We start from the raw sequence: 20,183 nt of genomic DNA, 5'->3' as shown, positions 1-20,183 counted from the left end.
CGCGGTCGTGACCGTGTCCGAACCGGCTGATACGTGCGGGGCGTTGAGCGGCGAGGGGCCGGTCACACGGACGTGGCCTCGGCCCCGGCCGCCGCGAGCTCCGTGGTCTCGGGGGCGGCGGACTTGCGCACCACGGGTGTGCGCGGCGCGTGTGCCGCCTTGAGGCCGACGAGGGCGACGACGACGACCAGGACGAACGCCCCTCCGGCGATGGCGAAGCTCAGCGTGAACTGGCTCTCCTGGGGGAGGACAGGCATGCCGGCCGGCAGCGGTACGGACTTCGACGCCAGGAGCGATGTGATCACCGCGCTCGCGACGGCGCTGCCGACGGAGCGGGAGATGGAGTTGATGCCGTTGGCGATACCGGTCTGGTGGGCCGGGACGCCGGCGACGATGAGGGCGGGCATGGAGGCGTAACCGAAGCTGATCGCCAGACCGATGAGCATGCCCGCGCCGATGACCGAGGCACTGGTGTCGTGCGCGGCGGTCAGCCAGGTGAAGCCGAGCACTCCGAAGCAGGCCCCGGCGGCCAGCGTGACGCGGGCGCCGAGCCTGCGCACCAGCACCCCGCCGAACTGGGCGCCGACCAGGGAGACCAGCGTGGTCGGCAGCAGATAGACGACGGACGCGGCGAGCACCGAGGCGCCGAAGCCGTAACCGACCAGGTCATCGGGCATCTGCACGAGGTAGGAGACGCCGATGAACTGGGTGAACATCGCGAATCCCAGCAGCAGCCCCGCCAGGTTGGTGAAGAGAACGGGCCGGTGGACGAACATCTTCATGTCCACCATCGGTTCCTTGACCCGGTTCTCGGTGAACACCCACACACCCGCCATGACGACCGCCGCGGCGAACGTGCCGAGCGTTCGGGCGGACGTCCAGCCCCACTCGTGCCCCTGCGAGATGGGCAGCAGGAGGAGCACCAGCAGCATGCCGAGGGTCAGCGCGCCCAGCCAGTCCGTCCGTCCACCCGTCTTCGTCCGGGAAGCGGGCACCATGAACAGCACGCCCACCAGCGCCACCACGGCGAGGACGACCGCCAGCCAGAAGGGCCGGTGATAGTCGGGGTGGGAACCCTGGGTGAGGAGGCCCGCGCCGACCAGAGCGAGTCCGCTGCCGAACGCGAGCGTGCCGCTGACCAGGGCCATCGCTCCGTGCAGCTTCTCCGGCGCGATCTCCTCACGCAGTACGGAGAGGGCGAGCGGGAAGATCGCGGTGGCCGCCCCCTGCATCACCCGCCCGACGATCAGCCAGGTCAGCGAGGTCGTCGTGGCGGCGAGCACCGACCCGGCGATCATCACGACCAGCACACCGACGAGCGTGGGCTTCTTGCCGTGCTGGTCACCGAAGCGGCCGAGGAGCGGGGTGAACACGGCGGCGGACAGCAGGGTGGCGGTGGTCACCCAGCTGACACTCGCCGTGCCGGCGTTCAGGTCGCTCTGGATCATCCCCAGGATCGGGACGACCAGAGTCTGCATCATCGAGACGACCATGGCGGCGAGCCCGAGCACCAGGACGATCCCGGTGTGCCCGGAGGACCTCGGCGACGCCGCTTGCTGTGTGTGAGACACGGAAAGTCTGCCCTAACTACTTAACAACCTCGATGCTTGAGAACTTCAAGCAATGGCTGACCGTAGCCGTCAATATTTGAGATGGTCAAACTTCCTGGCGTAAGGTGACCCACATGACAGGAACCAGCGGTGTGGACACGGACCAGCTCATGGAGCTCCTGTCGGTATCGCTGGGGGCCTACTACGGCGACTTCACGGTGGCCGCGGCGAGCGAGAACCTCACCGCCAGCCAGGGCAAGACGCTCAACGTGCTGCGCCGGGGTCCGGCCGCGATGCGCGCCCTCGCCACCATCCTGACCTGCGACGCCTCCAATATGACGGGGATCATCGACCGGCTGGAGAAGCGCGGTCTGGTACGGCGCGAGCCCAGCGCCACCGACCGGCGCGTCAAGAACGTCGTCCTCACCGCCGAGGGCGAACGCGTCATCGATGTGATCCGCGCGAAGATGAACACCACGCGCGCCGGCCTGGACAGGCTCAGCGAGGAGGAGCGGGACACCCTCTACGCCCTCCTGGAACGCGCCTTCACCACACAGCCCGCCCCTCTCCGACCGAGCGCCTGAGCGTCCGAGATTGCTCGCGCCGGCCGGGGTGAACCCGCCGGCGTTTCGGCAGCCCTCGTCGGCCGGTGAACGGCCGGCACCCGTCGGGGACGTAACCCTGGGCCGGCACTCGAAAATCGCACGCGCGTACGGCGGTCGGGCTCTATGATCACTCCGCCCCAGCGACCGCTGTACCAGCGCACCCACCTTCGAGACAGGCCGCACAGACATGACGAGTACCGCCCTCAAGGCTCCCCGGACGCTTGCCCGCTGTGCGCAGACGGCGATCGGGGTCGCCGCCGTGGCGGACGTGTTCCGGGCGACAGCGCTCCGGGAGCACCGCCTGCACCCCTCGGACGCGTCCTCGGAGTCGGGATCGGCCTCCTTGGTCTTCGTCTACCTGATGACCCTCGCCATCGTGCTGTTCCTCGCATGGCTCGCCCGGGCCCGGCGCAACGCCGAGTCGCTGTCCCCCTCGAGCCCGGTCCCGACCGCGGGCTGGACGATCGGCGCCTGGTTCGCCCCGGTGGCCAACCTCTACGCACCGCGCCAGTCGGTCCTCGACATCGGGCGCGCGAGTTCCCCGGCGTGGGAGCAGAAGCGAGACGTCCGGCTGGTGACTCTGTGGTGGGCCGCCTGGATCGGGCACGGGCTGGCGATCCTGACGACGACCTACGTGGCCCAGGGGTCGATGGCCCTGCTCGTGACGGCCGAGTCCCTCATGATCGCGGCGGCCGTACTGCTGGGACTCGTCATCGAGCGCATCACGGCACTCCAGAGCGCCGCACTCCGCCCCACCGTTCCCGTCGAACCCCTCCCCCTGGGGTGACGCGGCCTCCGCGGGACCAGTAGGCGGCGGACCCGGCGGAAGCGCCGTTCCCGATGGTCGCGCCGCCGGCACCCCACGCGGCTCGGCCGGCCGTGGAGGTGGGGCGAGAACGGGCACAGGCCGGGCGGGCGATTCCCCTGGGCGGGAACCGCCGGACGTCAGGGTCACATCCACCGCTGGGGTCAACCACCTTGATCCTCAAGGCAGTTGGTCACATTCCGGTTGTGCGGTGCTTTTTCGTCACCAGTATCGGGCGCCATCGTTCGCCGTCTTGACTGGTACAGACCAAAGCGGTTGAGTGTGGCTCCACACCCCCCCACCACGGTCGCTCCGGACCGCGCGGCGTCGGCTCTCGTCGGCGTGCGCCCATGGCTCCGCCCTGTCCGCGTCGCGGCCTTGCCCCACGAAGGACTGATCCCGTGTCACAACGCCGCATGCCTGCCGTCCTGGCCGCGCTCCTGATCGGAACCACCGCGCCGCTGCTGCTCCCGGCCACGAGCGCCTCCGCCGCCTCCTGCGCGAGTTACCCGAGTTGGGCCGCCGGCACGTCCTACGCCACCGGCAACGTCGTCCGGTACACGGACGGCAAGACCTACATCGCCGAACACGACAACCCTGGCTACGACCCCACCATCAGCACCTGGTACTGGGACCCCTACTCCTGCGACAGCGGCCCGACGAACCCGTCCGGCGGGTCCTGTTCGATCTACCCGGACTGGGTCGCCGGCAGGTCCTACGTCACCGGCAACATCGTCCGGTACACGGACGGCAAGGCCTACATCGCGGAGCACGACAACCCGGGGTACGACCCCGTCATCAGCACCTGGTTCTGGGAGCCGTACGCCTGTGACGGCGGCTCGACCAACCCCTCCGACGGCTTCGTCGTGAGCGAGGCGCAGTTCAACCAGATGTTCCCGAGCCGGAATTCCTTCTACACCTACAACGGCCTCAAGGCCGCCCTGAGTTCGTTCCCCGGCTTCGCCAACAGCGGCAGTGACACCGTCAAGAAGCAGGAAGCCGCGGCGTTCCTCGCCAACGTGAACCACGAGACCGGCGGTCTGGTCTACGTGGTGGAGCAGAACACCGCCAACTACTCGCACTACTGCGACTGGAGCCAGCCCTACGGCTGCCCGGCCGGCCAGTCGGCGTACTACGGGCGCGGGCCGATCCAGCTCAGCTGGAACTTCAACTACAAGGCCGCGGGTGACGCGCTCGGCATCGACCTGCTGGGCAACCCCAACCTCGTGCAGACCGACGCCGCCGTCGCCTGGAAGACCGGCCTCTGGTACTGGAACACGCAGTCGGGCCCCGGCACCATGACCCCCCACAACGCGATGGTCAACAGCGCCGGATTCGGCCAGACCATCCGCAGCATCAACGGCTCGCTGGAGTGCGACGGCAGGAACCCCGCACAGGTGCAGAGCCGCGTCGACGCGTACCAGCGCTTCACATCGATCCTCGGCGTCACGCCGGGAGCCAACCTCTACTGCTGACAGACCGAGGGATGAGCGCGTAGAGCCGGAGGTGCGTCGCCGCCGCGGCGCACCTCCGTCCTGCCGGGCCCTTCCCGACCGCAGCACTGCTCGGATACACCCCCACGCCACACGAGCGGCGGGTGGGAGAGTGCCCTCGCGTCGGGTAGTCGTCTGGTATGAACGCATACGATCCGGACACTTCCCTGGATACTCGGACGATTTTGGCGTCGGACGGCGTCTCGGCCCGATGGCTGACCGGACTGGCCCGCATCGAGCGGTCGGAGGCGGCGGACCCCGTGATCCAGAAGTTGCAGCGGGGAATCCGCTCGCTGCCGCTGGGCGCGGCCCGCGATCTGCTGCACGGCAGGCCACTGGGCCATCCCGCACATCCCGTCCTGGTGCAGGTCCCGATCGGCTGCTGGCTCTCGGCCGCCGTCATGGACGTCATGCCTGCGGGGCAGCGCGCCGCGACGACTCTGACAGCCGTCGGACTGGCCGGGGTCGCCCCGGCGGCGATCAGCGGGTGGGTCGACTGGGCGGACCTGCCGCCCGAGCAGGCACGCGTCGGACTGGCCCACGCCGTCGTGAACGTGGCCACGGTGGTCCTCTTCACCGCCTCCCTGACAGCGCGGCTCCGCCACCGCACGGCGAGGGGGAGACTGTGGTCGCTGGGCGGACTGGCGGCGGTCGCCGTCACCGGGGCGCTGGGCGGGCACGTGGCCTACCGGCAGGCCGTGGGCGCGTGGCCGGCGGCATAGGGCCTGTCGCTCGGATCATGCGGCGGGACGCGGGGCACCTCGACGCCGCCTGACCCGAACGACAGGCCCTGGCCGACCCCCCGTTCAGTGGCGGACGTCGTGCCGCCCCGGTGGTGACGGTTCGCCGGGGTGCCCGTGGGCGACGGTTCACGGGCGGGGGGAATGTCCGGCCCCGGACGCGTCCGCGAGCACCTCCTCGCGCAGGGAGGCACAGCAGCTGCTGAGCAGGCGCGAGACGTGCATCTGCGAGACGCCCAGCCGCTCGGCGATACAGGTCTGCGTCATGTCACGGAAGAACCGCAGGTACAGGATCGTCCGCTCGCGTTCGGGCAGCCTGGCCAGGGCGGGCTTCAGGGCCTCTCGGTCCACGACGAGGTCGAAGCCGGTGTCGGGCTCCCCCAGCGCGTCCGCCAGGGAGTATCCGTGGTCGCCTTCGGTGAGCCGGGCGTCCAGCGACACGGTCGCGAAACTGTCCAGGGCCTCCAGGCCCGCGCGTACGTCGTCCTCGCTCAGCTGCGCGTACTCGGCTATCTCGGCGACGCCGGGCTGTCGGTCCGAGTTCGTCGGCGCCAGGTCCTTCACGGCCCCTCGGACCTTGTTGCGCGCTTCCTGGACTCGGCGTGGCACGTGCACGGCCCACATGTGGTCGCGGAAGTGACGTTTGATCTCACCGACGATGGTCGGGACCGCATAGCTCTCGAAGGCGTTGCCCCGCCCGGGGTCGTACCGGTCCACGGCCTTCACCAGGCCCAGAGCGGCGACCTGGGTCAGATCCTCGACGGATTCACCCCTCCCGCGGTACTTGCCGGCGATACGCTCCGCCATCGGCATCCAGGCTTCGACGATCTCGTCGCGCAGGGCCTGCCGCTCGCGCCCGTCCGGGAGTCCCGAGAGGTGCGAGAAGGCCGCGTCGGTTTCGGGGGCGTCGTCGTGCCGACGACGTTGTGTGGTGACAGTGCAGGTCATGTGCTGACAGCTCCCTCGAGGGCCGCTGACCGGACAGAAACACCGTGGGCGAGCACACGAGTTCCGGACACAGCCGTGCACGGGAGCGCGCGCTCTCACGGACGTGCCTTTTATCCGAAGCACTGCTGTTCCCGTCCCCTGCCGTCGGACCAATAAACCCATATCGGGGCAATGTGACACGGAGGGGCCGGCTGGCCGTGAAGCGTGACGGCGGGGTCCGCGCTGTCCGGGTATTTCTCGCGCACATTCCGGATCGTCACGGGAACTGGATGGCTCACCCGTCCGACTGCTTCATCACACGGCCACGACAGGCCGCTGGAGGGACGCCGCGGCTCGGTCGTCTGCCGGGCGCCCGCCGTCTCGGACCGAGGAGCGGCATCGCGCGTGGTCGACACAGAACGAGGTGGGATTTTGTCCGTCAACTCCGATGCCCCCGACCTGCCCGCCCCGAGCGAGGAGGTCACCGACATACCCGAGAGCGAAGACACCGCGGCCGTTGTATCGAGACCGGCGCGACAGCCCTCGGGCTTCGGGCCGTTGATGGCGCGACTGCATTTCTACGCCGGAGTCCTGGTGGCACCCTTCCTCCTCGTCGCGGCGGTGACCGGCCTGCTCTACACCTTCACGCCTCAACTGGACTCGTTCGTCTACGACAAGGAGCTCACCGTCGCGCACACGGCCGACACCTCCCGGCCCCTGGCCGAGCAGGTGGACGCCGCGCGGGCCAGTCACCCGAAGGGCACGCTCGTCGCCGTCCGCCCGGGAGCCGGGGAGGAGACGACGCAGGTGGACTTCGCGCTGCCCGAACTGGGCGAGCGGGCGCACACCGTCTACGTCGACCCGTACACGGGCAAGGTCACCGGACAGCTGACCACCTGGTACGGATCCACGCCCCTGAAGACATGGCTGGACGACCTGCACCGCAACCTGCATCTCGGCACGATCGGCCGGTACTACTCGGAGATCGCGGCGAGCTGGCTGTGGGTCCTCGTCCTCGGCGGCCTGGTCCTCTGGTGGCGCCGACAGCGCCGCAACCGGACCGCCCGACGTCTGCTGCTGCCCGACCTCGCCGCCAAGAAGGGCGTACGCCGCACCCGTAGCTGGCACGCGGCGACGGGTGTGTGGCTCGCCGTCGGTCTGCTGGCCCTCTCCGCGACCGGCCTGACCTGGTCCCGTTTCGCGGGGGCCCACTTCGGTGAGGCCCTGGACGCGCTGCGTTCCGGCACGCCCGGTGTGTCCACCGCTCTGCCCGGCGCGTCCGCCGACGGCCAGGGCGGCCACCACCACAGCGGCGGGAGCGGCTCGCACGCCACGCAGGGCGTGGACCCGAAGGCGATCGACGGGGTTCTTGCCGCGGCCCGGCGCGACGGCGTCTCGGGCCCCGTGGCCATCGGCGTGCCTCAGGACCACACCACCGCCTGGACCGTGTCGCAGACCCGCAATCTCTGGCCGGTCGGACGCGACAGCGTCGCCGTCGACGCCTCGAGCGAGAAGGTGGTCGACCGGGTGGACTTCGCCGACTGGCCTGTCCTGGCCAAGCTGACGCGTTGGGGCATCGGCGCCCACATGGGCACCCTGTTCGGCCTCGTCAACCAGATCCTGCTGGCGGTGCTGGCCATCGGCCTGACCTGCATGATCCTCTGGGGCTACCGCATGTGGTGGCAGCGCCGTCCCGTCCGCGACGGCCACCGTGCCCTGCTCGGCACCCCGCCGGCCCGCGGTGCCTGGCGCGCAATTCCGTACGGGGCACTGGCGGCCGGCGTCGTGGCCGTCATCGCGCTCGGCTGGGCGCTCCCCCTCTTCGGCGTACCCCTCGCCGCGTTCCTGGCCGCCGACCTCGTCGTGGGTGCCGTGCGGCGCCGCTGGCCGGTGACGCCGCCCACGGCCGGATCCGGCGCCGAGGGCTGACCCGAACGACGGACATCGATCACCCCTCCCCCGCTCCCGCGGACGGCCTCCACCGACGCACGGACCTCGCTCCCGACCCGGACGGCGTCCTCGTACCAGGGCCGTCCCGGGAGACGGGCGCGCCCGGACCGCTCACGGAGTCTGCCTCCGCCCGGCTTCCTGAACGGCGATACTGGACAGGTCCTGGCGACGGTTGCCCTTCCCGGCCGGGGAAGGGCGCGTATCGGGAGCGAGAGATCCATCGTTGCCGTCAGTCGATCGTCTTGGCGTCTGCGAGAAAGCTTCGGGAGCGAACTGTGGCAACGGCGGGAGAGCCGTCTGGGGTCGTGACCGGGGGGCGGCTGGCGGCTCTGCGGGAGACCGGGCTGTCGGCTGTGGCGGACGCGGGAATGGACCGGTTCGCCCGGCTCGTGGCCGGCGTGATCGGTGTGCCCATCGCGCTGGTGTCCCTGGTGGAGTCCTCGCGGCAGGTGCTGCCGGGCATGGTGGGGCTCTCCGAGCCGTGGGCGGACACCCGCCAGACACCCTTGTCCCATGCGCTGTGCCGGCACGTCGTGACCAGCGGCCGGCCGCTCGTCCTGACCGACGCCCGCCAGGATCCCCTGGCCTGCGCGAGCCCGGCCGTCCCCGGCATCGGGGTCATCGGCTACGCGGGGATGCCGCTGACCGACGGGGCCGGGCATGTGCTGGGCTCGCTGTGCGCGATCGACACCCGTCCGCGGAGGTGGACCGCGCGGGAACTGGAACTCCTCCAGGACCTGGCGGCGGCGTGCAGCGCGGAGCTGCGGCTGCGGATCGTGTCGCGCCACCGTGAGCAGGCCCGCGCCGCAGAGGCGAGTGCGCGGGCCGAGGCGGACGACGCGACCAGGCGGCACCGCGCCGCGCTGGAGCGTTCCCGGCTGCTGCTGCGGGCCGCGGACGCGCTGGCCGACACCACCGGCCTGGCCGACGTCCGCGAGCAGGTGCGGGACCTGGTCAGCAGCGACCTCAAGCCCGTGTACGTAGGGCTGGTGCTGGTGGAGGGAGGCACCACGAAGCGGCTGCGGCGCATGGTCGACGTGCTGGGCAGCACGTCGATGGAGCGCACGTACGAGACGTACACGCTCGATGCCGCCTGGCCGACCGCGCGGGCGGCCCGGGAGAACCGGATGATCACCGTCACGGACACGGCGCAGTTGGAGCGCGACTACGCGCCGGAGGCGGTCGCGACGTTCACGGCTCTGGGACTGCGGACAGCGGTGTGCGTTCCGCTGCCGGGTACGGTTCTCCCGCTCGGCACGCTGGTACTGGGCTGGGACCACCCGCACGAGATCGACATCGTGGAACAGGCGGTGCTCTCCTCGTTGGCCGGGTACACCGCGCGGGCCGTGGAACGGGCGCTGTTCGTGGACAGCCGCGTCGACGTGGCCCGGGAGATGCAGAAGGCCCTGCTCACCGATGTGCCCTCGGTGCCGCGTCTGGACCTGGCCGCGCTCTACCGGGCGGCCGCGCGCACGGATCTGGTCGGGGGCGACTGGTACGACGCCTTCCTGCTGCCCGACGCGGCCCGGGACGGGGAGGACTCCGCCGACCCGGCCGTGCTGGTCCTGTCCATCGGTGACATCACCGGCCACGACATGCGGGCGGCCGCCCAGATGGGCCAGGTACGCAGCATGCTCCGCCAGGCCGACCTCGACCACGCGGGCGGCGGGCCCGCACAGGCGGTCAGCGCGCTGGAACACGCCAACGCCGCCCTGGGTCTCGACGCGAGCGGCACCCTCGTCCACGCCCACCTCCGCCCCTGCCGGTCGGCCGAGGCGGGCAGCTGGGAGCTGACCTGGACCAACGCCGGACACCCGCCCCCGCTCGCCGTCCGGCCCGATGGTTCGGTCCACCGGCTGACCCGGCACGACATCATGCTCTTCACCGGCCTGGACGCGCCGCCCCGCAGCGAGCACCGGCTGCTCCTGCCACCCGGCAGCCTGCTCATGTTCTACACCGACGGCCTGGTCGAACGCCCCGACGAGGACATGGACCTGGCCATCGACGCGGCCGGCCGCATGCTGGCCGCCCACGCCGACCGTCCCCTGGACACGCTGCTGAACGAGATCACGGACGAGATCGCCGGTCCCGATGCCGTCGACGACATCGCCCTGCTCGCGTTGCGCGTCCCCGCCGTCCGAGCGGCGCGGGCGTAACACCAACGCACCCCCGCGGTTGACGGCCGTCGCGCACGCGGTGACGGTGGTCAGGTGGAGCCTCGCCACGGCGGGGCTGAACCGCCTACTGCCGCGGGGTGGGTTCCCTGGACGGGGTGACGACGTGGCGGGTCGCGGAACGTGAGCGCGCCGCGCGGTCTCCCCGCTGCCGCACGACGCGAACTCGCGCCCCGAGTGCAAGGGAGCACCGCACATGACCGAGGCCCGGCACGACCGCTCCGGACCGGACCGCCCTTCCGCCGCCCGCCCGGGGGCCTCGGTGCCGCACCACTCGGACAGCCGTCCGGCGGCCCGGCCCGGAGCGGTCTCCGACCTCCGCCGTGTCGGCATCTCCCCCGACCACTGGTATCCGGTGGCGACCTCGCGGAAGGTGCGGCGCAACCGGACGTTCGCGGCCGTCTTCGCCGGTGAGCGGATCGTGCTGTACCGGGGGCGCAGCGGTGTCGTCCACGCGCTGGAGGACCGCTGCGCACACCGTCAGGTACCACTGAGCATGGGCGTGGTCGAGGGTGAGCTCCTGCGCTGCTGCTACCACGCGTGGGCGTACCGGGGCGACGGACGTATCTCGCAGATCCCCTACCTGCCCAAGGGCTGCGAGCGGCCGCCGCGCGGGGTGCGCTCGTATCCGGTCCGCGAGGCCTACGGCCTGGTCTTCGTGTTCCCCGGTGATCCGGCGCGCGCCGAGGAGGCGCCGTTCCCGTTCCTGCCCGAGTACCACTCCGCGACCCACCGCACCATGACGTTCTCCCGCACCGTGCGCTGCCACTACTCGTTCATGCACGAGAATCTGCTCGACATGAACCATCAGTTCCTGCACCGCAGTGTGCTCGGCCGGATCCGGCCGGAACTGCTGGGGTACGACGCCGGGCCACGGCACGTGGAGGCCCGCTATCTCTTCGTCCCCGCCGGAGGCCGCAAGGACCGGGGCGCGGGGCTGCTGTCGGCGGAGGGGATCGGGGGCCAGGACCGGCCCGATGTCATCACGATCCGCACCGAGTACCCGTACCAGACCCTGCGGGACGTCCCCGAGGGCAGCGACCTTCCGGTGTTCTCGCTGTGGGCCGCCTACGTCCCGGAGGACGCGGAGCAGCGGATCAATCACGCCTACGGCCTGCTCACGATCGCGAAGCCGTCGGTCCCCGGGGCGCTCCATCTCGCCTGGCCGCTCATCCGCCGTTTCACCGAGCGGGTCTTCGCCCAGGACCGGATGGCGGTCGAGGCCGAGCAGCGCGCCTGGGACGAGCAGGGCGAGGACCACAACCACGAGGTGTTCCCGCTGATCCTCGACCTCCGCGACGTACTGCGCGACAACGGCGTACCGCTGCGTCCGGAGCGGGCGTCCGGCTGTACGCCGTGCGGGATGGCCGCCCCCTCCCACCACGCCGCCGCCGGTACGGACGCCGCCGGGGCGACGGGCCATGCCGGACCGGCACCGTCCGCGGGCCCGGCCGTGGAGGGCGCCGGCAGGTCCGAGTAGTCCCGTCGGCCTGCCGGGCCGGATGCGCTGCCGGGAAGGGCGGCGCATCCCGGTCGACGGGTCAGTCCACGGCGGGGACCGGCGTCTCCTGTCCGGCCACGGGCGACGCCTGCGTGATCACTTCGGATCGCTTGTGGCCCCTCTCCATGACTCCGCCCGTGAAGGCGAGGCCCAGACCGGCCACGGCGAGGGCCGCGCCGACCAGGTTGGGTGCGGCCCAGCCCCAGCCGGCCGAGATGACCAGGCCGCCGAGCCAGGCGCCACCCGCGTTGGCCAGGTTGAAGGCCGAGTGGTTGGAGGCCGCCGCCATCGTCGGGGCGTTCTTCGCCTTGGCCATGAGCAGCATCTGGACCGGCGTGGTGATGAGCGAGCCCATCGCGCCGATGAACGTGATCGTCACCAGTGCGGGCACGGTGCTGTGGACCGCGAAGTAGAACGCCACCAGCGCCGCGGCGAGCAGGATGAGCCCCCAGTACATCGTCGGGCGCAGCGCTCGGTCGGTGAGCGGTCCGGCGATCAGGGTGCCGAGCGTCATGCCGACGCCGTAGAGCGCGAGGACCCAGGTGGTCGAGGAACCGGAGAGGCCGGTCACGTGCGTGAGCATCGGTACGAGGTAGCTGTAGACGGCGAAGAATCCGCCGAAGCCCACGACGGCCGTGGCCAGACCGATGGCGACCTGCTTGTTGCCCATGGCCCGCAGCTCGTGCCGGATGCCGGACTGTTCCCCGCGCGGCTGGTGCGGGACGAAGGCGGCCAGTGCGGCCAGGGCGACGAGTCCGATGACGGCGACCGCGCCGTAGGCGGAGCGCCAGCCCAGGTGCTGGCCGAGGGCGGTGGCGGCCGGAACGCCGACGATGTTGGCGATGGTGAGGCCGAGGAACATCTTCGAGACGGCGCGTGCCGCCCTGTCCGGTGCGACCAGGCGCGAGGCGACGACGGCGCCGACGCCGAACAGCGCGCCGTGCGGCAGGCCGGCCAGGAAACGGGCGGCGAAGAGGGTGCCGAAGTCGGGGGCGACGGCGGACGCCACGTTGCCGATCACGAACAGCCCGGTCAGGAGCAGCAGCAGCCGCTTGTGCGGGACACGCGCGCATATACCCGTCAGCAGTGGCGCGCCGACGACGACACCGAGCGCGTAGGCCGACACGACGTTGCCGGCGTGCGGTACGGACACACCGATCCCGTCGGCGATCTGGGGCAGCAGCCCCATCGTGGCGAACTCGGTCGTGCCGATGCCGAACGCGACGACAGCCAGGGCCAGCAGAGCCAAGGGCATGGTGCAGGGGAACCTTTCGAAGACAACGGGCCGGGGACCAGGGAGCGGGGCGATGCGAGCTCGCCCGCGGTTTCCACGTCCCGTCGCGCCGGTCATCGAGACCCGGAGCACCCCGGGAAGAGGGTGAGCCCGTAGGGAGTGCAGCAACGACGCGAGGGCATCCATTCCAAGATCGCCCCGTGGTCTGCGGCATCGGGCCGGGCCCCGTCCCCCGGCTGCGGCGGTCGGCCCCGGCCGGTGAGCAAGGGGCAAGAGTAGCCGCTGCGGCCACGCCCTCGTCCAGGCAGGGGCGAGGTCAGGCGGGCGCGGGCGTGGGACACGGCTCGGATGCGCCACGGCTTGCTCGGACGGGCTCTCGACGGGCCGTGTCGTCCGCGCGCGGCGCCAGGCCCTCGGCGCACGGACCCTGTCAGGCGGCGAAGCCGACGTTGGTGACGTACTCGTACTGGCCCCACTGGCTGCCGAGGTCGACGACCTGGTCCACCCACGCGTCGCCGAGCTCCTGCTCGTCCCCGGCGGCCCAGGCCGCGACGATGCGGTCCCAGCGGCGCACATTGAGGGTGCGGAACTCCACCACCCGCTGGCGCGGCCGGTCGACCTGGGACTGGTTGAGAGGGTGGATCTCGACCCGGGTGCCCCGGCCCGCACGGTTGAGGCGGGCGGTCAGATAGCGGGCGACGTTCTCGCGCCGCACCGTCCGGTACGCCCGCTCGATCCGCTCCAGGTTCTTCTTCGACGGCGAGCGCGTGCCGTCGAGCCAGGCGCGCAGGGTGCGGCCGGTGACGGTCAGACCGGCCGCGCGGGCCGCGGTGCGGGCGTGGTCGGTGCGGGTGAGGTAGTGCAGGCGGGCGAGCAGGCCGCGGCGTGCGGTGACGGGGGTCGCGACGTAGCCGGCGAGGTCGTCCAGCCGGCGGGCGACGGCCTCGTGGCCCCTGAGGCCGCGGGCGCCGTACTTGCCGAACTCGATGTTCCGCTCTGGCATCGTCTCTTCCGGTCCTCGGGTAGGTGGATCACTGTACGGGCCGACGCGGGCCGTGCGCAGCCGAGCTCGGGCACAGGCCTCAGGGACGGTCTTCAGGGGGCTGCGCGGCCTCGGGCCGCTCGGTGCCGACGGTGTAGACGTCCTTGACCTTCACCTCGGTGACGCCCCGGCCCTCGGCGAACACCGCGCGCCAGTCACCGACGACGTGCAGTTCGTCGGTGCCCATGGCGCGGACCACCATGAGGCCTTCGTCGTAGGCACGGTGGGCCTTCCACCACAGGTTCGTGAAGGCCTGGGAGCGGATGATGTGCATCCAGTCGGTGCGGTACAGCTCCCGGTTGTAGTTCGACTCCCCCAGTGTGGAGACGAACTTGGAGTACATCTGCTTGACGTACTCCAGCGTCACGTCGTCGTCCTCGGCGATCGCCCGGTCGCGGGCGTCCTTCAGCACGACACGGAACTTCTCCAGCAGGCCTTCCGTGGCTCCCGAGGTCCAGGACTCGTGGATCTCCGGCGAGTCGCACAGCGCGTACTTCGGGCCGGACAGGCGCAGCAGCAGACGCAAGGTGGGCTCGGTGACCCACAGGGGGCCGGGTTCGTCGCGGTTGCCGATCGGGTTGGGCAGGACCGCGTCGTGGTCCCAGTCGGGCGGGGTGATCAGGTGGACGCCGGCGCGGCGGCGGTCATGGTGGTCGCCGGTGGAGTGTTCGAGCTGCCCGATCGGCAGGTGGGTCTTCAGTGCCGACAGGTAGGCGCCGTTGATGTCGAGGGCCGTCACCTCGTGCGCGCCCGCGGGCAGCTCCGGGCGGGTCCACTTCGGGCGGGCCTCCCAGATCTGGTCGGCGCCTCGGGCGGTCTGCTTGCGCAGCATGTCCGGGAGCCACGGGTGCGCCACGATGTCGTACCGGCCGCCCCTGCGGGTCTGGTCCAGCAGCGCCATCGCGTCCGGGATCGCCCGCTTGACCAACGCGGCCGTCGCCGCCTCGGCGTCGCCCGCGTGCTGGGTGAGGACGGCCGCGACAGCGGAGCCGATCGGGTCGGGCGCGTCGGCAGCCGCCTGCACCCGACGGCCGACGGGCACGACTCTCACGCCGGACGGCGCCTGGTCATGCCGTCCGCCGCGGGCCGGCTGCCGTGCGGCCTGCCGAGACACGGGCCTCTCCGGCTCGGCTGGCTCCGTGGCCTGTACGGGCTGCGCGGGCTCGGGGGCCTGTACGGGCTCGGCGCTCTCGACAGGCCGCACGGGCTCCGTGATCGGTACGGGCTCGGCGCTCTCCACAGGCTGCGCGGGCTCGGGCGTGCCGCATTCTGCGGGGTCCAGATGCTGGGGGAATCCCGCGAGCTGGTGGCGGGCGGGCTGCCCGCACAGCACGCACGGTTGGGGTGCTGCGAGCACATCGTCGTCGTCCTGCCCGGAGTCCTCGCCGGTCCTCGCGGGAACCTCGGCCTGGCCCGGATCCGCCCCGTCGTTGTCCGCCTCGGTGTCCCCGTCGTTCTCCGCCTCGGTGTCGTCCGACGGCTCTTCGTCCGGGGCCTCGTGTGCCGTCGATCCGGCCAGCCTCTCCCGTGCTCCCTCGATGAAGTACGCGTACTTCTCACGGACTTCGCCGCTCGGGTCGCGTCCGGACTCCCAGCCTCCGACGGTGGAGGCCGCGACGCCGAGGGCGCGCGCGAGCTGGGCGCGCGAGAGGTTCAGCGCTTCCCGCAGCGCGCGCCGTTCCCCGGCGGGCGGAAGCGGGACCTCTTCCTTCACTCCGGCGAGCAGGGCGTCGATCGCGTCGAAGCCGTTCATCGCGCTCCCCTCTCGCGCGCCACGGCCGCACGGGGGGCGCCGGCGCGGCGGCGGGGAACACGGCGGCGGCCGACGGGCAGCGCCTCCGTGGCCCTGGTCGGTCCCGCCAGGAGTTCCAGTACGTCGATCCCGTAGTGAGCGGCGACCGCCTCGCAGTCGGCCAGACTCCAGGCCGCGGTACCGGACTGACGCCTGCTCACCTGAGCCTGGCTCACCCCCAGGGCGGCGGCGAGGTCGGTCTGCGACTCGCCTGCCGCGTGCAGGAGTGCCGCCAGCGCGGCCCGCACCCGCTCCTCGAGGCTCATACCCATGATGTCGAGTCTAGCCTGCTCAGCTCATCCCTGATGCGTCATACGCATGAGAGGTGCGCACCGACGTACACGGGCGGCGTCCGATGGGAATCGGCCGCCGCCCGGTCCGTCACTGCTTCCGGCGAGGCGGTGCGACGCCGAAGGGGCGGACGCTCCTCACCAGGGCGCCGGGGCCGGTGGCTGGACCACGGGCGGCCGGTCGTCGCAGGTGATGGTGTTCGGCAGTTCCCAGGGCGCCAGCCAGGGGCCGGTCGTGCCGCCTCCGTCGTTGCCGCCGAGGTCGCTCACCGCGAACTCGGAGCCGGAGGAAGGGAAGTTGAAGGCTCCGCAGTTGTTGATGCCGACCGCGCCGACGTCACGGGCGTCCACGTTCTCGAAGGACGCCGAGCCGGCGGAGCGGGCGCTGAGCACGGAGGTGCCGGTGCCGTCCACGCGGATGTCCTTGAAGCGGACACCCCGGATCGCGTACTTGTCCTTCACCGGGAAGTCGGAGACGAGCATGACCGCGTTGTAGGTGTTGCCGAGGAAGTGGTCGCCGGTGACCTCGATGTCGGCGTCGATGTCCCGTTCCAGCGCGTAGAACCAGATGGCGCCGAGGCCGATCTTCCAGTTCAGCTCGAACGGCCCCGAGCGGACTGTGGTGTTGTCCGTGATCCGCAGGTGTCCGGTGAACGGCTCGGCACCGAAGCGGGAGCCGATCTGGATGGCGCTGCCCTCCCTGACGGGGTCGGCGATCAGGTTGCCGGTGACCGAGTTGTCGGTGCCGCCGTACAGCGCGATGCCGTTGGCGAGGACGGGGCTCTGCACGGTGTTGTGGGCGAAGACGTTGCGCGCGTCGCCCTTCTTCTCCGACCACATGGCCAGGCCGTCGTCGCCGGTGTTGCGGACGAACGTGTCCGAGACGCTGGAATCGGTGACGCCCGTGTGGAAGTTGACGCCGTCGGCGATCTGGTCGGCGATCACGGTGCGGGTGACGCGCAGGCGCGTCATCGGGCCGTCGAACCACATGCCGACCTTGGTGTGGTGGAGGTGGAGGCCGTCGATCGTCGAGTCGCTGAGCGCGCCCCCGACGGCGTTGACCTGGTCGGTGTCGACGCGTTCGCGTACGTCGCCCTCCACGGCGAAGCCGGACAGGTGGACGTTGTGGCTGCCGCCGTCCGCCGCGTCCTTGCCGTAGAAGCCGACGCCGGTGTGGACCGAGCCGTCGGGCGCGGGGGTGCCGAGGGTGACCTGGTGACCCTTGACGATCGTGTACCAGCTTCCCGCCCCGGCGATCGTCACGTCGTCCACGGCGATGTGCCGGTTCACCTGGTACGTGCCCGGCGGCAGGTACACCTTGAGGTGCCGCTTCTTGGCGTAGGCGACGGCCCGGTCGAGGGCGTCGCCCGCGTCACGGCGGCCGGTGGGGTCGGCGCCGAACGCGAGGACGTTCGCGGCGTGCGCCTCGACGTGCGGCGCGGCGACGAGTTGTGTGTCGAGCAGGTCGATCACGGTCCAGGCTGCGGCGCTGCCCTCGGGCGCGGTGAGGCGGACGGTGTCGCCGGCCGCGTACCGCTTGCCGAGCAGGAGTCGCTGTTCGTCGTAGAAGTGGCTGGGCCTGAACGGTTTGCCGATGGTGGGCGTCGGGGTGGTGGCGGCGGGGACGCAGCCGCACTCGGTGATCCACCAGTCGGGGTGCAGCAGGTCGCCCTGGGGGTCGTTGCTGAACGGGTACTGGTTGTAGAGCCAGGAGTACCGCGAGGTGAGGGTCATCGTGGTGCGGTGTCCACCGTCCACGGAGACATCGAGGGGCGCGGTGATGCCGCCGCCCTCGGGGGCGTCGGGAATGCTGTAGCGCACGGTGAGAGCGTTGGCGGCGCGCGGCAGTGTGAACTCGACGTACTGGCCCGGCTTCAGGCGCACCGCCGAGCGGCCGGACGCCTCGGAGGGCAGGGTGTAGGCGGTGCGGTCGGGGCCGATGACGGTTCCGTTCGTCGACGCGTTCTCCGCCTCCTGTTCGGCGAAGTCCACCCTCGCGCCACGCCCCGCGACGAGGGCGGGATCGAGGGCGGCCCGGGTCACCGCCGGGGCGCCGCCGCCTCCGCGCCCGGAGGCCGCCGGGGCCGGGGCACCGAGCACGAGCACGAGTCCGGCAGCCGCGGCGGTCACCGCCGCGACCGTACGGACCGGTCTTCGCGCGCGGCTGCCGACCCGCTCCGCAGCCGTGTGGGTGGTGTACCGCGCCATCGGATTCTCGTTTCTCTCGGAGCGGAGGACACCGAGGACCGCTCGGTGCGCGGCGGCACGGAGGGAACGGGCCGTGCCGCTGCGTACCGGGACATTAGGGCGCGACGGGACACCCGGACAAGACGTCGGACACGTCTTTCCATCCTTCAGTACATATCCTGCAAGCCATAGTCGATTTCTTGCACGCGGATCTCATTCTCCGGAGCGACGCCGTCCTCACCGCCGGACCGCGCACCATCGGACACCCCCGGCCGACCGGGTCCCGAGTCGCCCCCGCTGTCACTCCGAAGCGGGGTGGTAATTCCGGCCCCCGCCGGTGCCATAGGATGAGCGTGTCGACGCGGGGTGGAGCAGCTCGGTAGCTCGCTGGGCTCATAACCCAGAGGTCGCAGGTTCAAATCCTGTCCCCGCTACGAAGATCCTGGCCCCTTGGGGCGGCGTGATGCCGCCCCAAGGGGCCGGATTCGTTTGCGGCACCTCATGAGCCGGGCGCGGCCCGGCAGGCAGCGCGGTGCGATCGACTTGCGCTGGAGTGCGCTCGAACTCGTAGCGTTGCAGACATCACGGCGCGCACAGCCCGTGTCGCCGGCCGCCTCTCGCGAGATGCCGGCGTGGGAATCCGCCGCTGGGTCGACGAGCGGCTTCGTGCGCTCGAACGACCGACGAGCGCGCAGGAAAGGCTGGGACACGACATGCAGAAGCGCAGTCTGCGAGACCTTCAGGTATCGTCCATCGGTCTCGGATGTATGGGTATGTCCGCCTTCTATGGATCCACTGATCAGCAGGAGGGCATCGCGACCATCCGGCGCGCCCTCGACCTCGGGGTGAACTTTCTCGACACCGCGCAGATGTACGGGCCGCTCACCAACGAGACGCTCGTCGGCGAGGCGATCCGGGGGCATCGCGAGGAGTACGTGATCGCGACGAAGTTCAACTACCGGATGGACACCGCCGTACCGGGCGACATCAGCACGGTCGGCCCGCAGGACGGCTCGGCCGAGCACGTCCGGAGTTCCGTCCACGGCTCCCTGGAACGCCTGGGGACCGACCACATCGACCTGTACTACCAGCACCGGGTCGACCCGAACGTACCCATCGAGGAGACGGTCGGCGCGCTGGGCGAACTGGTGGCCGAGGGCACGGTGCGGTACATCGGCCTGAGCGAGGCGAGCGCGGAGACCATCCGGCGCGCCCACGCGGTGCACCCGATCACCGCGGTGCAGAGCGAGTACTCGCTGTGGTCACGGGACGTGGAGGCCGAGGTGCTGCCCGCCTGCCGTGAGCTGGGCATCGGCTTCGTGCCGTACTCGCCGCTCGGCCGCGGCTTCCTCGCCGGGCGGTTCACCTCGCCGGACGAGCTGGAGACGAACGACTGGCGCCGCGAGAACCCGCGTTTCCAGGACGGCAACCTGGAGGCGAACCTGCGGCTGGCGGCAAAGGTGAAGGAGATCGCCGCCGAGAAGGGCGTGACCCCGGCCCAGCTGGCGATCGCCTGGGTGCTGGCCCAGGGCGAGGACCTGGTACCGATCCCGGGCACCAAGCGCCGCACCTACTTGGAACAGAACGCCGGCGCGGTCGCCATCGAACTGACCAAGGAGGATCTGGCCCGCATCGACGCGGAACTGCCCGAGGCGGCGGGCGAGCGCTACGACGAGGCAGGGATGCGATCCGTCAATCGCTAGTGGCGCGTGAACGAAGCCGCCGGACGCCGGGGTGCGGCCTGTTCGTGCCGACTCGCCGACCCGCTTCCCCGTGCGGCCGGCTCTCCCGGCCCGGGACCGGCCGGCGACCGGTGGATCCGGGGCGGTGAACGAACGTGCTGGAAACCGTCCTTGAACGTTTTCCAGCACGTCGTCGTCACGCGAACTTCGT

The 20,183-nt window shown here is 71.2% G+C and carries 15 protein-coding genes and 1 tRNA gene; 9 read left to right on the top strand and 7 right to left on the bottom strand.

Features of this window, described 5'->3' with window-relative positions; all coding sequences use genetic code 11:
* Positions 1-62 precede the first annotated feature (62 nt).
* On the bottom strand, positions 63-1,571 hold the full coding sequence (locus OG410_RS39120; RefSeq protein ID WP_329303502.1) for an MFS transporter: 1,509 nt from the start codon (positions 1,569-1,571) through the stop codon (positions 63-65).
* 113 nt (positions 1,572-1,684) lie between these two features.
* Here OG410_RS39120 and OG410_RS39115 point away from each other — a divergent pair, with 113 nt between their 5' ends.
* The 4 genes from OG410_RS39115 (at position 1,685) to OG410_RS39100 (ending at position 5,175) form a co-directional block, all read left to right on the top strand.
* Positions 1,685-2,134 carry a MarR family winged helix-turn-helix transcriptional regulator gene (locus tag OG410_RS39115; RefSeq protein WP_329303501.1) on the top strand — a complete coding sequence of 150 codons (450 nt, stop codon included), beginning with the start codon at positions 1,685-1,687 and terminating at the stop codon, positions 2,132-2,134.
* Positions 2,135-2,342: 208 nt separating this feature from the next.
* Entirely contained in the window at positions 2,343-2,942 is a 600-nt protein-coding gene (locus OG410_RS39110) for a DUF4328 domain-containing protein (protein WP_329303500.1), read from the top strand.
* A 419-nt stretch (positions 2,943-3,361) separates the two neighbouring features.
* Positions 3,362-4,435 carry a glycoside hydrolase family 19 protein gene (locus OG410_RS39105; RefSeq protein ID WP_329303499.1) on the top strand — a complete coding sequence of 358 codons (1,074 nt, stop codon included), beginning with the start codon at positions 3,362-3,364 and terminating at the stop codon, positions 4,433-4,435.
* Positions 4,436-4,593: 158 nt separating this feature from the next.
* On the top strand, positions 4,594-5,175 hold the full coding sequence (locus tag OG410_RS39100) for a DUF2231 domain-containing protein (protein ID WP_329303498.1): 582 nt from the start codon (positions 4,594-4,596) through the stop codon (positions 5,173-5,175).
* A 147-nt stretch (positions 5,176-5,322) separates the two neighbouring features.
* On the opposite strand, the gene OG410_RS39095 is transcribed toward OG410_RS39100, so the two are convergent.
* Complete coding sequence (locus tag OG410_RS39095; protein WP_329303497.1) at positions 5,323-6,141, bottom strand: RNA polymerase sigma factor SigF; 819 nt, start codon at positions 6,139-6,141, stop codon at positions 5,323-5,325.
* Between the two features lie 411 nt (positions 6,142-6,552).
* Between OG410_RS39095 and OG410_RS39090 the strand changes: the two genes are divergently transcribed.
* From OG410_RS39090 to OG410_RS39080, 3 genes are all read left to right on the top strand, one after another.
* On the top strand, positions 6,553-8,049 hold the full coding sequence (locus tag OG410_RS39090; RefSeq protein ID WP_443063858.1) for a PepSY-associated TM helix domain-containing protein: 1,497 nt from the start codon (positions 6,553-6,555) through the stop codon (positions 8,047-8,049).
* A 296-nt stretch (positions 8,050-8,345) separates the two neighbouring features.
* Positions 8,346-10,226 (top strand): GAF domain-containing SpoIIE family protein phosphatase, encoded by a 1,881-nt coding sequence (locus tag OG410_RS39085; RefSeq protein WP_329303496.1) that lies wholly within the window; start codon positions 8,346-8,348, stop codon positions 10,224-10,226.
* A 214-nt stretch (positions 10,227-10,440) separates the two neighbouring features.
* Positions 10,441-11,724: an aromatic ring-hydroxylating dioxygenase subunit alpha gene (locus tag OG410_RS39080; RefSeq protein ID WP_329303495.1), complete on the top strand. Its 1,284-nt coding sequence runs from the start codon at positions 10,441-10,443 to the stop codon at positions 11,722-11,724.
* Between the two features lie 61 nt (positions 11,725-11,785).
* On the opposite strand, the gene OG410_RS39075 is transcribed toward OG410_RS39080, so the two are convergent.
* The 5 genes from OG410_RS39075 to OG410_RS39055 form a co-directional block, all read right to left on the bottom strand.
* A complete protein-coding gene (locus OG410_RS39075) occupies positions 11,786-13,000 on the bottom strand; it encodes an MFS transporter (protein ID WP_329303494.1) in 1,215 nt (404 codons plus the stop codon).
* A 409-nt stretch (positions 13,001-13,409) separates the two neighbouring features.
* Positions 13,410-13,982 carry a transcriptional regulator gene (locus OG410_RS39070; RefSeq protein ID WP_329303493.1) on the bottom strand — a complete coding sequence of 191 codons (573 nt, stop codon included), beginning with the start codon at positions 13,980-13,982 and terminating at the stop codon, positions 13,410-13,412.
* A gap of 79 nt (positions 13,983-14,061) precedes the next feature.
* The gene (locus OG410_RS39065; RefSeq protein ID WP_329303492.1) at positions 14,062-15,774 is read right to left on the bottom strand and encodes a helix-turn-helix domain-containing protein; all 1,713 of its coding nucleotides are present in this window, start codon (positions 15,772-15,774) and stop codon (positions 14,062-14,064) included.
* Positions 15,771-16,085, bottom strand: a complete 315-nt coding sequence (locus tag OG410_RS39060) for a helix-turn-helix domain-containing protein (RefSeq protein WP_329303491.1) — start codon at positions 16,083-16,085, stop codon at positions 15,771-15,773. The genes OG410_RS39065 and OG410_RS39060 overlap by 4 nt, the downstream gene beginning before the upstream one ends.
* A 156-nt stretch (positions 16,086-16,241) precedes the next feature.
* Positions 16,242-18,311, bottom strand: coding sequence for a glycosyl hydrolase family 28-related protein (locus tag OG410_RS39055; protein WP_329303490.1), 2,070 nt, complete (start codon positions 18,309-18,311; stop codon positions 16,242-16,244).
* A 339-nt stretch (positions 18,312-18,650) separates the two neighbouring features.
* Here OG410_RS39055 and OG410_RS39050 point away from each other — a divergent pair.
* Together OG410_RS39050 and OG410_RS39045 are read left to right on the top strand one after the other, a co-directional pair.
* Positions 18,651-18,724: transfer RNA gene (locus OG410_RS39050), tRNA-Met, on the top strand.
* Between the two features lie 279 nt (positions 18,725-19,003).
* Complete coding sequence (locus OG410_RS39045) at positions 19,004-19,993, top strand: aldo/keto reductase (RefSeq protein WP_329304448.1); 990 nt, start codon at positions 19,004-19,006, stop codon at positions 19,991-19,993.
* Positions 19,994-20,183: the final 190 nt, after the last annotated feature.

Source organism: Streptomyces sp. NBC_00659, from assembly GCF_036226925.1.
Taxonomy (GTDB): Bacteria; Actinomycetota; Actinomycetes; order Streptomycetales; family Streptomycetaceae; genus Streptomyces.
This window is presented reverse-complemented; position numbering and strand designations above follow the sequence as displayed.